This is a genomic window from Streptomyces sp. NPDC086554 (genome assembly GCF_040686095.1).
Lineage (GTDB): Bacteria > Actinomycetota > Actinomycetes > Streptomycetales > Streptomycetaceae > Streptomyces.
Genome location: NZ_JBFBJK010000012.1, coordinates 67,770 through 81,191 on the forward strand (window position 1 = coordinate 67,770; position 13,422 = coordinate 81,191).

Genomic DNA, 13,422 nt, shown 5'->3' on the forward strand with positions numbered 1-13,422 from the left:
GGCCCTTAACCGGGCGTTAGGAAACTGTGCGGCACAGTCTCCCTATGAGGAAGTCCGTATGAGGAAGCCCGCATGAGGAAGTGGCGGAGCGCGGCGGTGACCGCGGCGTGGGTGGGGGTGGGGACGGCTGCGGGGGCGCTGGGCGCTTGGCAGTTGGCGAGTTCGGACGGTGGAGGGGCGGCGCACAGTCGTCCGCTGGACGAGGCGGCGGTGCGGAGGGCGCTGGCGGAGTCACCGATGCCGCCGTCCCCGTCTTCGCCTGATCCGAAGCCGTCGCAGCCGTCGCAGTCGTCGAAGCCGCCGAAGCCGCCGAAACCGACCACTGACCGCTCAAGTCTCCGCTTCACCGGCGGCACGGCGACGGTCGAGTGCCGGGGCGACGGCACGGTGTACCTCGTCTCCTGGAGCCCGGCGGACGGCTTCCACATCGACGAGGACGTGGAGCGGGGTCCTGGCGCGGTGGCCCGCCTGGAGGCGGAGCCGAGCGACGACGACGAGCGGGAGGACCTCGCGTACGAGATCCGCTGCGGGGCGGGCGGGGAGCCGCAGGCGCGGGTGGTGGGTGAGGACTGACCCGTCACCCCGAGGACTGACCTGTCACCCCGACACACTGTCCAGTACCCCCCGCCCCCGCGAAACAGGACGCCCATGTCCTATCCGCATCGTGGACATTTACCCTCGCCCACATGACCCCTCAGCCGAATCCCCAGGTCGGCGCCGCCGTCAAGGCCGCGGACCGCGCGCACGTGTTCCACTCCTGGTCCGCACAGGAGCTGATCGACCCCCTCGCCGCAGCCGGCGCGGAAGGCTCGTACTTCTGGGACTACGACGGCAACCGCTACCTCGACTTCACCAGCGGCCTCGTCTTCACGAACATCGGCTACCAGCACCCGAAGGTCGTCGCCGCGATCCAGGAGCAGGCGGCGACGATGACGACGTTCGCCCCGGCCTTCGCCGTCGAAGCCCGCTCCGAGGCCGCACGCCTCATCGCCGAGCGGACCCCGGGCGACCTCGACAAGATCTTCTTCACCAACGGCGGCGCCGAAGCCGTGGAGAACGCGACCCGCATGGCGCGTCTCCACACGGGCCGCCACAAGGTGCTCTCCGCCTACCGCTCGTACCACGGCGCCACCTCCGCCGCGATCAACCTCACCGGCGACCCCCGCCGCTGGCCCTCCGACAACGGCACGGCGGGCGTCGTCCACTTCTGGGCGCCGTTCCTGTACCGCAGCCCGTTCCACGCGGAGAACGAGCGGCAGGAGTGCGAGCGAGCCCTCAAGCACCTGGAGGACACGATCGCCTTCGAGGGCCCGCAGTCCATCGCGGCGATCATCCTCGAGACCGTCCCCGGCACGGCAGGCATCATGATCCCGCCGCCGGGCTACCTCAAGGGCGTACGCGAGATCTGCGACCGGTACGGCATCGTCTTCATCCTGGACGAGGTCATGGCGGGCTTCGGGCGTACGGGCAAGTGGTTCGCCGCGGAGCACTTCGACGGCGGCATCGTGCCCGATCTCCTCACCTTCGCGAAGGGCGTGAACTCCGGTTACGTCCCGCTCGGCGGCGTCGCCATCTCCTCCGCCATCGCCGAGACCTTCGCCCGCAGGCCCTACCCGGGCGGTCTCACCTACTCCGGGCACCCGCTCGCCTGCGCCGCCGCCGTCGCGACGATCAACGTCATGGAGGACGAGGGCGTCGTCGAGAACGCGGCCCGCGTAGGTACGGAGATCATCGCCCCCGCCCTCGCGGACCTCGCCGAACGGCACCCGAGCGTGGGCGAGGTCCGTGGCCTCGGCATGTTCTGGGCCCTTGAGCTGGTCAAGGACAAGACGACGCGCGAGCCGCTGGTCCCGTACAACGCCAGCGGCGAGGCGAACGCCCCGATGGCGGCGTTCGGCGCGGCCGCGAAGAAGCAGGGCCTGTGGCCCTTCATCAACATGAACCGCACCCACGTCGTCCCGCCGTGCAACATCACGGAGACGGAGGCGAAGGAGGGCCTCGCGGCGCTGGACGCGGCGCTGAGCGTGGCGGACGAGCACACCGCGTAACGCCTGGGCTCCGCCGGGTGCCGACAAACGAGGTGCCCGGCTCCGGGAACCCCGACCGCGTAGTCTGACGTGCTCGTAAGCGAAGACGACCACGGACGACCACCCGTTCACGACCAGAACGCGGCGGGGGAGGCCCACCACCATGCCCGCACCCGACGGCCCCGCCGTCATCCGCAGCACTCTGCGCCAGCAGATCGCCGACGCGCTGCGCGACGAGATCCTCGGCGGCCGTCTGGAGCCCGGCCAGGAGTTCACGGTCAAGGAGATCGCCGAGCAGTACGGCGTCTCCGCGACCCCGGTCCGCGAGGCCCTGGTGAACCTCGCCGCGCAGGGCCTCCTCGACGCCGACCAGCACCGCGGCTACCGCGTCCACGAGCACTCCCTCGCGGACTACCGCGGCATGCTGGAGGCCCGCAGCCTCGTCTCCGACGGCATCTTCCGCGACCTCATGACCAACGCGGCGGCGCACACTGATGCCGCCGCAGGCCTCGTCTCCGTACGCCGTCGTGGCGAGGAGGCCGCCCGCGCGGCCTGCGCGGGCGACCTGAACGTACTCATCGGCTACGACCTGCGCTTCTGGCGCGAGCTCAGCGCCCTCTTCGGCAACCCCTACCTCTCGGACTTCCTGCACCGCCTGCGCGTACAGTCCTGGGTCTGCGCCGTCACCTACCTGCGCCGCGCCGTCGAACGCGGCGACGGCGACCTGCGCGGCACCCTGTGGGCCCGGCACACCGAGCTCGTCGACGCCCTTGCGCGCCGCGACCCGCAGGCCGCGCACAGAATCGTCGCGGAGTACAACGCCCACTCCCTCGCCCTCATCGAGCGGCTGGCGGCCGCTGCATGAGTGTGGATCTGACAGTCGTCGTCCCCGCCTACAACGAGGAGCGACGACTGGCCCCCACGCTCGCCGCGATCCGCGCGTACCTGGACGGGGCCGGGCCGGAGGACAGAGGCGCCCGCTGGGAGCTGATCGTCGTCGACGACGGCTCCACCGACCGCACCGCCGAGATCGCCGTCGACGCGGAGCTCGACGACCCCCGCGTCCATCTGATCCGCTCCGACCGCAACCGCGGCAAGGGCCACGCCCTGCGCCTCGGCGTCCTCGCGTCGCGCGGCGCCCGCGTCCTGGTCACCGACGCCGACCTGGCAACGCCCATCGAGGAACTCGAACGCCTCGACAAGGCGCTCACCGACGGCCACGCGGCCGCGATCGGCTCCCGCGCCGGAGCGGGCGCGACGATCGAGGCCCGCCAGCACCGCCTGCGCGAGCTGCTCGGACGCAGCGGCAACTTCCTGATACGTACGGTCGCCGTCCCCGGGATCCGCGACACCCAGTGCGGATTCAAGCTCTTCGACGGCGACCACGCCCGCGAGGCCTTCGCCGCGTCCCGGCTGTGCGGCTGGGGCATCGACGTCGAGATACTCCAGTACCTGCGCCGCGCGGGCCGGCCGATCGCCGAGGTGCCCGTGCGCTGGGCGCACCAGGAGGGTTCGAAGGTCCGCCCCTTCGACTACGTGAAGGTCCTCGCCGAACTGACCTCGCTGAAGGCCCGCACCCTGCGCCCGGCCGATCTCCTGGTCGTGGCGCTCTTCCTGGCCCTGTCCGTCGCCCTCTACTCGGGCCGCTGGGTAGCGCCCGGTGACCGCTATCTCCCCGACTCCCTCCAGGACCAGAACCAGTGGGAGTGGTTCTTCGCGGTGACGGCGGACAACGTCCGCCACCTCCAGAACCCCCTCTTCACGACCCTCCAGAACTTCCCCGACGGCGTGAACCTCATGGCCAACACGGTCATGCTCGGCCTCTCCGTCCCCTTCGCCCCCGTGACCTGGCTCTTCGGCCCGGCGGTCGCCCTGAACGCGGCGATGACGCTGGGCCTCGCCGCGACTGCGATCACCTGGTACTGGCTGATCGTCAGGCGTCTCGTACGCCACCGGGGCGCGGCGGCCGTAGGCGCGGCGCTCGCCGCCTTCGCCCCGCCGATGATCAGCCACGCCCACGCGCACCCGAACTTCATGGTCCTGTTCATGATCCCGCTGATCATCGACAGGGCGCTGCGGCTGTGCGAGGGCGAGGGCACGCGGGTCGTACGCAACGGAGTCGTCCTCGGCCTCTTCGTCACGTACCAGATCTTCCTCGGCGAGGAGCCGCTGCTGCTCGCGGCGATGGGCATGCTGCTGTTCGCGGCGGCGTACGGGGTGGTGCGCAGGGATGTGGCGAAGGCGGCGTTCAGACCGCTGGCCCGGGGCCTCGGCGTCGCACTCACGGTGACCGTCCCCCTCGTCGCGTTCCCCCTGTACTGGCAGTTCTTCGGCCCGCAGAGCTATACGAGCGTGCTGCACGGCGACAACGCGGGCAACAGCCCCCTGGCCCTGCTCTCCTTCTCGGAACGCTCCCTCGCGGGCGACGAGGAGACGGCGAGCGCCCTCTCCCTGAACCCCACCGAGCAGAACGCGTTCTACGGCTGGCCCCTGGTGGCGCTGGCCTTCGCGATCGTCGTACGTCTCTGGGAGCGGGCGGTGGTGAAGGCGCTGGCGTTCACGGCACTCGCGGCAGCGTTCCTCTCGCTGGGCCCGAAGTTCCGCATCCCGCTGACGGACGTGGTCCTTCCCGGGCCGTGGCGGCCTCTCGCCCATCTCCCCCTCTTCGAGTCGGTCATCGAGTCACGAGTGGCGATGGTGTGCGCGCCGGCGCTCGGCATGCTGGTGGCGCTCGCGCTCGCCCGCCTGCTCACGGCCCCGCGCACGGCTTTTCGTTACGCCGGTGTCACCGCCGTCGCTCTGGCCCTGCTGCCGATCGTGCCGGCGCCGCTGCGGGCGGTGGAGCGTGCGCAGGTGCCGGAGTTCATCGCCGACGGGACCTGGAAGCGGTACGTGGGGGAGGGCGAATCGCTCGTACCGGTTCCTCTCCCGGACCCCGCGAACGCGGAGGCACTGCACTGGCAGACCAGCGCCGACCTGGGCTTCCGCCTCCCCGGCGGCTACTTCAACGGGCCGTGGGGCCCGGACCGCGTGGGCATCTACGGGGCGTCGCCCCGCAACACGTCGAACCTCCTGCGGGACGTCCGCTCGGCGGGCCGGGCCCCGCAGATCACCAAGGAGTGGCGCGCCGCCGCCCGCGCCGACCTGGCGTACTGGAAGGCGGGCGTCCTGGTCCTCGCCCCGCAGGAGCATGACGTGGAACTTCGCGTGACGGTCGAGGAACTCCTTGACCGCCCCGGAAAGTGGGTAGACGGCGTGTGGATCTGGGATCTGCACAAGGGCAGCTAGGGGGCTCGCGCCGCGACTACGCTGCCTGAGCGCGGGGAAGGTCCAACGTCCGACCGATTTGAGGAGCACCCTTGGCCTGTGACCTGTGGCTGGTCCCGCTTGTCGACGTGCTGTGTCACAGCCCCGACAACCCGTTCGCGGAGGAGATCGCGGCGTACGACAAGGCACTGACCGATGCGGGCCTTCCGCCCGTCCCCGTCTTCTCGTACATGCCGGGCCTGTCGGGGGACGTCGCCCCGATCGCGGGTTTCGACTACGACGCGCTGCATTTCCTGCGGCGGGCGTACCTGCTCCAGGTGTGCGGCCTCGAGGTGACGCCGGTGGACGAACTGGGCGGGGACTACGAGCAGTTGCTGGAGATGTTCGACGCGACGGCCCAGCAGTCGCATCTGGTCTGGCATTACGACCACGCGGGTGCGTACGTCCCCGTGGACTTCCCCGCACCACTCTCCAACGACGAACTGCTCTCGGGCGGCGGCCCTTTGGGCTCGGCACAGGCGCTGCTGCGGGAACTGGAGTTCGTGGCCCCGTCGATCGGCATAGACCCCGCGAACCCCCCGTGCCCACCGACGCCGCCACAGGCCCCCACGTCCCTGGAGGAACCGGCGGCCCCGGCCCCGCACGACGACAGCCCCTTCGCCCGCGAACGCCACGTCTGGCTGGGCCTCCACGCGGCAACCACCCGCAGCCTGGCCCAGGGCTCAATGATCATCTACAGCTGATTTCCGCGCGGGGGCGGGGCTTCACTGTCCCGGCGTCGAGTCGGCGCCGGGGCCGCCCGCTGTTACGAGGTTGGCGGTTCCGGGCCGGCTGTAAAGGGCGCTCCGCTGCGCTCCGCGTCGGCTGCGCCGATTCCGCTCCGCTCCACCCTTGACACCCGCCCCTCCACCGCGGGTGAACGCCGACCGGGCGGCCCAGGAAGCGGGCCTCTCGGGGCGGCGGGGATGGGTCATCCGGCTTCGCGGCCGGGTGCGGACTAGTTCGGAGCAGCGCGCCGTGAGGTGGAGGAGCTGCGCGGTCGGTCCGGGGATGGGTCCCGGTCTCGTCAAGCGTCCGCCGACCGGATCTCCCGGGGCGCGGGCGCCGGGTGTCAGGTGTCAGGTATGCAACTCACTGAAGCCGGTGGCCAGTTGCCCCCCCCGGGGATTGGCTGGCTCGGGGGGTGTGGGGAACCTACTTCGGCAAAGTTGCGTTTGCCTCGGGCGCGCGCCCCCCTTGTGCCAGAACACAACTTTCCCAAAGTAGGTCCCGGCTCGGGGGGGGTGGGGGACCTACTTCGGCAAAGTTGCGTTTCGAATCCCGCGCGCCCCCCTTGTGCCAGAACACAACTTTCCCAAAGTAGGTCCCCCACCCCCAGCCCACACCCGCGCCGACCCCACCCGATCGAGCCCGATCCCGCCGGACTGCCAGTCGCAGCAGGGGCACGGCACTTCCCGCGAACCCGAACCCGAACCCGAACCACACCCACACCCACACCCGAACGCGTCCTTCGCGCACCCTGCCCCCGACGGCCACCCCCGAAGATCCGGTCCGCACCCGCTTGACGAAACCTGGACCCATCCCCGAGCGGATCGCGCACCCCTCCAGCCGGACGGACGGCACGTGAAACGAACTAGTCCGCACCCGGCGCTCAAGCCGGATGACCCAACCCCCAGTCCCCGTGAGCCCCGCTTCGTGGCCGCCCGGTCATCACGCTTCTCGCGGTGGAGGGCTGGGTGTCAAGGGTGAAGCGAAGCGCAATCGGCGCAGCCGACGCGCAGCGCAGCGGAGCGCCCTTGACTCCCAGCCCGGAACCGCCACTCTCGGGACAACCGGGCGGCCCCGGCGCCAATCAAACGCCGGGCAGCCGAAGCCGCTCAGCCCGCCGGGAGGCGAACTCACCTCACCTCGGCTCCGGCGGCCGCTGCCGAGGCATGTTCGGCCGCGCCCCCGGCGGCAGCGCGGCCCGCGCAGGAGGCGGACCTCCCTCCCCCCGGGAGGCCGGCACCAGCGCCTGCATGGCCAGCGGCGCAGGGCCGGAGCGGAACTCCACCATCCAGTCCGCCGTCTCGGCCCGCACCATCTCCGTCACGTCCTCCGAGAAGCGGCGCAGCACCCCAAGGCACCGCTCGGCCGCCTCGCTCGCCGTCCCCTCCGTAGGCCCGAGAACCTCCCGCACACTCTCCGACGCCCAGTCGAACTGCAGCACCTGCAGCCTCCGCTGCACCGCCTGAGCCGTGGCCACGTCCCGCATCCACCCGGACGTCAGGCCGAAGAAGCGGTCGCATCCCACGCACGCCACCCCCGCGAGCAGCGAGACGAACCCCCACGTGGCGACTTCCCCCACCGCCCCCGCCAGATCGAGCAGCGGAAACACCCCCGCCCCCACGGCCCCCAGCGCCGCGCCCACGCGCGAGAGCCGCGCCCCGCGCCGTTTCCAGGCGCGGTCGGACAGATACCAGGCCGCCGTATTGAGCGCACCCCGCTCCACCCACCGGTACAGCTCGTCGAGCCGCGCGGCCGGCTCGCCCCAGTCCCCGAGCGGGAAGCTCCGCCCCGTCAGATCCCCGGCCCGGGAGCCCTCGGTGCCGCCCTGGGCGCTCTCCTGCGCGCCTGCCCCGGCACTCTGCCCGTGCCCGTCATGGGGCACCCCCTCGGGCTGCATATCCGGCTGGCTCACGGCACTCCCTCTACCTCTACGAGATCCCTGACTGTTCCCTGCGGCGGTTCCGTACGGTGCGCGCCCTGTGACACCTGGTGCTGATGCGCAGCCCCCCAGTCCTACCGCCCAATGGGTGGCCATGAGCCCGTTTTCGCGGTATTTCCGCCCGGAAGAGGTGCTTGATCAGGTATAGGAGGACCGCTGATCTCACTCGAAAGAGTGCTGGGGCGATCGCACCCCCGACCACGTAGGCTCATTCCAGGCGGGAAAACCCGCCCGATGGACCCATAAAAGACCCACAAAAGATCCATATGTGACCCCCATGAAACGGAGCTGATCGTGATCCCCGGTGGTGGCCAGCCCAACATGCAGCAGCTGCTCCAGCAGGCCCAGAAGATGCAGCAGGACCTCGCCGCGGCCCAGGAGGAGCTCGCGCGCACGGAGGTCGAGGGCCAGGCGGGCGGCGGTCTCGTCAAGGCGACGGTCAACGGCTCGGGCGAACTGCGCGGCCTCGTCATCGACCCCAAGGCGGTCGACCCGGAGGACACGGAGACCCTCGCCGACCTGATCGTCGCGGCGGTCCAGGCGGCGAACGAGAACGCGCAGGCGCTCCAGCAGGAGAAGCTGGGCCCGCTCGCGCAGGGCCTGGGCGGCGGCGGCATCCCGGGGCTTCCCTTCTAAGAAACCCCCCGGCCAACTACCGTACGTATCAGAGCTCGACCCTAGAAGAAGAGAAGGAAAGGCGTCCCGTGTACGAAGGCGTGGTCCAGGACCTCATCGACGAGTTGGGCAGGCTGCCCGGCGTCGGTCCCAAGAGCGCGCAGCGGATCGCCTTCCACATCCTGCAGGCGGAGCCGACGGACGTACGCCGTCTCGCGCACGCCCTCCTAGAGGTGAAGGACAAGGTCCGCTTCTGCGCGACCTGCGGAAATGTCGCGCAGGAAGAACTCTGCAACATCTGCCGCGACCCCCGCCGCGACCTGTCGGTCATCTGCGTGGTGGAGGAGCCGAAGGACGTAGTCGCGATCGAACGCACCCGCGAGTTCCGAGGGAAGTACCACGTCCTGGGCGGCGCGATCAGTCCGATCGAGGGCGTGGGCCCGGACGACCTGCGCATACGAGAACTCCTCGCGCGTCTGGCCGACGGCACGGTCACGGAACTCATCCTGGCCACGGACCCGAACTTGGAGGGCGAGGCCACGGCGACGTACCTCGCGCGCATGATCAAGCCCATGGGCCTGAAGGTCACCCGCCTGGCCAGCGGGCTCCCTGTCGGGGGAGATCTGGAATACGCGGACGAGGTCACTCTGGGCCGCGCCTTCGAGGGGAGACGACTCCTAGATGTCTAAGAACCAGCCTGAGAAGTCAGCGAAGCCGGACGCAAAGCCGGAAGCGAATGTCGCCCCCGAGCCGCCGGTCCTCCTGCACGCGGCCGCCCAGGACCCGGACTCCTTCGCGGTGCAGATCTCGGACCAGATCGAGAGCTTCATCGTGGCGGTGACAGAGGTGGCAAAGGGCGACGAGCCGGATTCAGCCGTCCCCTTCCTCCTCCTGGAAGTCTCCCAACTCCTCCTGGCCGGCGGCCGCCTGGGCGCGCACGAGGACATCGTCCCCGAGGAGCGCTACGAGCCGGACCTGGGCCCGGAGCGCGACGTGGACGACCTCCGCGAACGTCTGGCGCTGCTCCTGGAGCCGGTAGACGTCTACTCGGAGGTCTTCGACCCCTACGAGCCCCGCAAGGCCCCGGTCGCGGCCCGCATCTCGGACGACTTGGCGGACGTGGTCGCGGACCTCTCGCACGGCCTGGCGCACTACCGCGCGGGCCGCACGACCGAGGCCCTCTGGTGGTGGCAGTTCTCGTACTTCTCCAACTGGGGCTCAACGGCCTCGGCCGCCCTCCGAGCCCTCCAGTCCCTGGTGGCACATGTGAGGCTGAACCAACCGCTCGAGGACCTGAACGGCCTGGACACGGACGAGGACCTGGCGGAAGACGCGCTGGCGGAGGCGGCGGGCAAGGTCATGGCGGAGGAACTCGCGGGCCCGCTGGGCCTGCGCTCGATTCAGTAACGGGCCGTGGTCCCGCTGCCCCCTGCTCGCCCTCACCAGGCTGGCGGCCGAGACCGGTCTCCGCCCTCGATCTCCTGAGGCCAGTCGATGGGGTGGCTGTCCGTCCTGTTGAGGATGCCCGGGTCGGGCGGGAACTCATCGTCGTGGGGCCCGCTCCAGTAAGCCCGCCGGGTGCGGGGAAGGGGTATCTCCACCAGCTTGCCGTCGTGGATCATCCACAACCCGAAGCAGTCGTCCTCCTCGTCATGGATCAGCATCTGGACCGTCTCCGGCCGGGGCCACGGCAGGGACTCCAGGTGTTTCAGCAGCCCGGATCTGCTGCTCATCCGTACGAACTCTGCGCCCCACCCGAAACCCCAGTTTCCACCCGGCCGCATCTCGAAGAAGGTGCCCTTCCAGGTGCGTGCGTCGTCATGCCGGGTCATTGGCTCGATGACGTCGTCTGCGTCCTGCGCCAGCACGATGACTTCAGCGATTCTGCTCATGCCGGAGTATCACCGTGAACTACAGGCACAACACAATAGAATTCGACCGCAGGCCAGACGGAGGCACCCGATGAGTCGGCACAGCAGCTGGACAGAGGTAAAGAGTCGGATGCGCGAAAGCCAGCCCGACGTGTCCGATGCCGAGTGGGAGCAGCGCAGGCAGGCGGCGCGTACCGCGACCGAGGCGTACGTGCTGGGGCACAGTCTGCGGGAAATCCGTAAAGAGCAGGGAATCGCGCAGGCCCAGGCTTCCGAGTCGGAGTAGCGCTTACCGCCGCCCAGTTGCGGAGCCTGGCGCTACGCTGAGTCACACAACTGCGCAAGGGGGCGGGGGACCGTGGCGGACGAGGCGTGGGCCGGGCTGGCCGAGGCGATCGGGGCGATCCGCGGGGAGCTTCAGCGGGCGGCGGATGAGGGCCGCGGGCAGGGGCTTCAATTCCGTACCGGGCCGGTGGAGTTGGAGTTCTCCGTTGATGTGAGGGTGGACGGTGAGGCGCGGGCAAAGGTGTTCGTGCTGCCGTTCAGCGCGGAGGCGAAGGCAGGGCGGGCCAAGGGGACGGTGAGCCGCGTCAAGCTCACGCTCCAGCCGGTGGATCCGGGGACGGGCGAGGATGCGCGGGTCGGCGATGAGTCCGCCGAGGAGCGCCCCGAGTAGGGCGGCCACCCCATGGACGTACAACGGGTCATGGAGATCTGGAGCCCTTCCGGTAAGCGGGCGGGCAGCGGCTATCTCGTTGCGGATCGGCTCGTACTGACGGCTCTTCACAATGTGCTAGGAGCCGTTGAGTTAGAGGTCCGGCGGCTTGATCATGAGGGGCATGCGCGGTGGGCCGCAGCGGAGGTGCTGTGGCCGGAGACGCCGCCTGACCTGGCGCGGGAGCCGCATGCCGATGCGGCGTTGATCCGCATCAAGGATGCGTCGTGGACGCCGCCGGGTGATGCCGATCCGGTGCGGTGGGGTCGGATCGAGGCGGCGGTCAGCGAGAGCCAACTGGCCTGTCTGGCCGTCGGGTTCCCCCGCTCGGAGGTGCGGGACGCCGTCCGAGACACGAAGGAGATCCGGGGGCATGTCGAGACGCTGACGGGCCTGAAGTCGGGTGGTCTGATCACCGCGTACGTCGACGGGGTGGCCGCCCCGTCAAAGCCAGACGCGAAGTCGCGCTGGGCGGGGGCGTCCGGGGCGGCGCTGTTCTCGCAGGGGCGGCTGGTCGGCGTGGTCACGACGGACCGGGCGCGGGACTACGAGGCGGATCAGCTGACGGCGGTCGCGGTGGCGTCGCTGGCCGCGAGGCCTGGATTCACGATGGCGGTGAAGGCGGCGGGGGGAGAGTTGGTCCTGGAGGACGTCTCGGCTCTCACGTCTTCAGAACTCCCGCGCACGGCATACGACATCGATGCACCCCGAGGCCTGAACAACCTGCCGCCGCTACCGCAACGCACGTTCGTCGGCCGTGAGGAAGTGCTCTCCGAGCTGAACCTGGCCCTCGCTGAGGACTCCCAGACGATCACGCAGACTCTGCATGGACTCGGCGGCGTCGGCAAGACGACGCTGGCGCTGCACTACGCCCACGATCACTTGGCGGCGTACCGCTTGGTGTGGTGGATCCAGTCGGATACGCCCGAGCTGATAGACGCAGGATTCGCCGCGCTCGCCGCCCGCCTCCGGGGCGACCTCGCCGCCAACCAGCCCACCGCACAGGCCGTCTCGTGGGCCATCGGGTGGCTGCAGGCGCATCCGGGGTGGCTTCTGGTGTTCGACAACGTGGAGAACCCGCAGGATGTGGGGGAGTTCACGGGACAACTCCGGGAGTCAGGGCGCCAGTTGATCACCAGCCGCTGCAAGTGGGGTTGGGTCGGCGAGCCGATCGCGCTCCAGGTGCTGGACGCGGAGTCCTCGCTGAAGTTGCTCACACGCCTGACGGCCGGGAGCGAGGAGGAGGATGACGAGGACGAGAGCGACGCCCGAACCCTGGCCGAGGCGCTGGGCCACCTGCCCCTGGCCCTAGAACAGGCGGGAGCCTTCATCGCCCAGTCCAAGATATCCATCGGCGAGTACCTGGACATGCTTCGGGACCACCCGGAACAGATAACGGATGCGGCCCCAGAGGGCTCGGACCCCGCCCGCACGATGGCACGGATCTGGCGGATAACCCTGGACGCACTCCAGCAACGCGACCCCCGAGCGGTGGACCTCCTGCGCATCGCGGCGTGGTACGCCCCGACAGACATCCCCCGAGGCCTGCTCACCCCGCTCACGGACAACCCCGTGGACCTGACCCGCCTCCTGGCCCTGCTCGCCAACTACGACATGATCACCCTCACCCGCACGACACTCGGCGTCCACCGACTCATCCAAACGGTGGCCCGCACCCCATCGGAGGACGACCCCTACCGCACCGAGGCCCTCATCACCGCAGCTCGCGACCAAGCTGCGGCTTGGGTGAGCGATGCGCTCCCGAGTGATCCCACGGCCAACGTGCAGGGATGGCCGATGTGGAGGAACCTCCTGCCGCACGCGGAGGCTCTGCTCAAGGCATGGAGACCTGCTGAGGACACGGCGGTCACCTACCGAGTCCTCAATCGGGTTGCGACGTATCTCCATGGGCAAGGTGAGGTGCGCAAGGCCACCGAGTTCTTCCACCGCGCCCTGAAGGCAGTCACGCGAGTGTTGGGCGGGGATCATCCGTCCACGCTGTCGTCGAGGAACAATCTTGCTACGGCGTATGAGGCGGCGGGTGATGTGGGGCGTGCGATCCCGCTGTACGAGCAGACGTTGGCCGATTGCCAGCGGGTGTTGGGTGGGGATCATCCGGACACGCTGTTGTCGAGGAACAACCTTGCCCACGCGTATGAGTCGGCGGGTGATGTGGGTGGTGCGATCGCGTTGTTCGAGCAGACGTTGGCCGATCGTCTG

Annotated in this window: 13 protein-coding genes; 11 read left to right on the forward strand and 2 right to left on the reverse strand. The window is 69.9% G+C overall.

What is annotated here, in order from left to right; translation table 11 throughout:
- The first annotated feature begins 72 nt into the window (after positions 1 to 72).
- From AB0O76_RS21150 to AB0O76_RS21170, 5 genes are all read left to right on the forward strand, one after another.
- Entirely contained in the window at positions 73 to 573 is a 501-nt protein-coding gene (locus tag AB0O76_RS21150; RefSeq protein ID WP_365493291.1) for a hypothetical protein, read from the forward strand.
- Positions 574 to 686: 113 nt separating this feature from the next.
- Positions 687 to 2,048, forward strand: a complete 1,362-nt coding sequence (locus AB0O76_RS21155) for an aspartate aminotransferase family protein (RefSeq protein ID WP_365493294.1) — start codon at positions 687 to 689, stop codon at positions 2,046 to 2,048.
- 142 nt (positions 2,049 to 2,190) lie between these two features.
- The gene (locus AB0O76_RS21160) at positions 2,191 to 2,892 is read left to right on the forward strand and encodes a GntR family transcriptional regulator (protein ID WP_365493297.1); all 702 of its coding nucleotides are present in this window, start codon (positions 2,191 to 2,193) and stop codon (positions 2,890 to 2,892) included.
- Positions 2,889 to 5,315 carry a dolichyl-phosphate beta-glucosyltransferase gene (locus AB0O76_RS21165; RefSeq protein ID WP_365493300.1) on the forward strand — a complete coding sequence of 809 codons (2,427 nt, stop codon included), beginning with the start codon at positions 2,889 to 2,891 and terminating at the stop codon, positions 5,313 to 5,315. The genes AB0O76_RS21160 and AB0O76_RS21165 overlap by 4 nt, the downstream gene beginning before the upstream one ends.
- 71 nt (positions 5,316 to 5,386) lie before the next feature.
- Complete coding sequence (locus tag AB0O76_RS21170; RefSeq protein ID WP_365493303.1) at positions 5,387 to 6,037, forward strand: hypothetical protein; 651 nt, start codon at positions 5,387 to 5,389, stop codon at positions 6,035 to 6,037.
- 1,160 nt (positions 6,038 to 7,197) lie between these two features.
- Here AB0O76_RS21170 and AB0O76_RS21175 read toward each other — a convergent pair.
- Positions 7,198 to 7,974, reverse strand: coding sequence for an SLATT domain-containing protein (locus AB0O76_RS21175; protein ID WP_365493305.1), 777 nt, complete (start codon positions 7,972 to 7,974; stop codon positions 7,198 to 7,200).
- A gap of 321 nt (positions 7,975 to 8,295) precedes the next feature.
- On the opposite strand from AB0O76_RS21175, the gene AB0O76_RS21180 reads away from it, so the two are divergent.
- The 3 genes from AB0O76_RS21180 (at position 8,296) to AB0O76_RS21190 (ending at position 10,023) form a co-directional block, all read left to right on the forward strand.
- Positions 8,296 to 8,637 carry a YbaB/EbfC family nucleoid-associated protein gene (locus AB0O76_RS21180; protein ID WP_266869678.1) on the forward strand — a complete coding sequence of 114 codons (342 nt, stop codon included), beginning with the start codon at positions 8,296 to 8,298 and terminating at the stop codon, positions 8,635 to 8,637.
- Positions 8,638 to 8,705: 68 nt separating this feature from the next.
- The gene (recR, locus tag AB0O76_RS21185; protein ID WP_030781910.1) at positions 8,706 to 9,305 is read left to right on the forward strand and encodes a recombination mediator RecR; all 600 of its coding nucleotides are present in this window, start codon (positions 8,706 to 8,708) and stop codon (positions 9,303 to 9,305) included.
- Positions 9,298 to 10,023, forward strand: coding sequence for a DUF5063 domain-containing protein (locus AB0O76_RS21190; protein WP_365493310.1), 726 nt, complete (start codon positions 9,298 to 9,300; stop codon positions 10,021 to 10,023). The genes recR and AB0O76_RS21190 overlap by 8 nt, the downstream gene beginning before the upstream one ends.
- Positions 10,024 to 10,055: 32 nt before the next feature.
- Here the strand turns inward: AB0O76_RS21190 and AB0O76_RS21195 are convergent, their stop codons facing one another.
- The gene (locus AB0O76_RS21195) at positions 10,056 to 10,508 is read right to left on the reverse strand and encodes a hypothetical protein (protein ID WP_365493313.1); all 453 of its coding nucleotides are present in this window, start codon (positions 10,506 to 10,508) and stop codon (positions 10,056 to 10,058) included.
- Between the two features lie 109 nt (positions 10,509 to 10,617).
- Here AB0O76_RS21195 and AB0O76_RS21200 point away from each other — a divergent pair, with 109 nt between their 5' ends.
- The 3 genes from AB0O76_RS21200 to AB0O76_RS21210 form a co-directional block, all read left to right on the forward strand.
- Positions 10,618 to 10,773 (forward strand): hypothetical protein, encoded by a 156-nt coding sequence (locus AB0O76_RS21200; protein ID WP_365493316.1) that lies wholly within the window; start codon positions 10,618 to 10,620, stop codon positions 10,771 to 10,773.
- Between the two features lie 72 nt (positions 10,774 to 10,845).
- A complete protein-coding gene (locus AB0O76_RS21205) occupies positions 10,846 to 11,163 on the forward strand; it encodes a trypco2 family protein (RefSeq protein WP_365493319.1) in 318 nt (105 codons plus the stop codon).
- A 30-nt stretch (positions 11,164 to 11,193) separates the two neighbouring features.
- A partial coding sequence (locus AB0O76_RS21210) for a tetratricopeptide repeat protein (protein ID WP_365493322.1) occupies positions 11,194 to 13,422 on the forward strand: 2,229 nt, incomplete at its 3' end.

Bases quoted from the DNA above. Each gene is read 5' to 3' on its own strand.
- AB0O76_RS21165 (WP_365493300.1), top strand. From the start codon at position 2,889: ATGAGTGTGGATCTGACAGTCGTCGTCCCCGCCTACAACGAGGAGCGA.
- AB0O76_RS21155 (WP_365493294.1), top strand. From the start codon at position 687: ATGACCCCTCAGCCGAATCCCCAGGTCGGCGCCGCCGTCAAGGCCGCG.
- AB0O76_RS21190 (WP_365493310.1), top strand. From the start codon at position 9,298: ATGTCTAAGAACCAGCCTGAGAAGTCAGCGAAGCCGGACGCAAAGCCG.
- AB0O76_RS21200 (WP_365493316.1), top strand. From the start codon at position 10,618: ATGCGCGAAAGCCAGCCCGACGTGTCCGATGCCGAGTGGGAGCAGCGC.
- AB0O76_RS21195 (WP_365493313.1), bottom strand. From the start codon at position 10,508: ATGAGCAGAATCGCTGAAGTCATCGTGCTGGCGCAGGACGCAGACGAC.
- AB0O76_RS21150 (WP_365493291.1), top strand. From the start codon at position 73: ATGAGGAAGTGGCGGAGCGCGGCGGTGACCGCGGCGTGGGTGGGGGTG.
- AB0O76_RS21160 (WP_365493297.1), top strand. From the start codon at position 2,191: ATGCCCGCACCCGACGGCCCCGCCGTCATCCGCAGCACTCTGCGCCAG.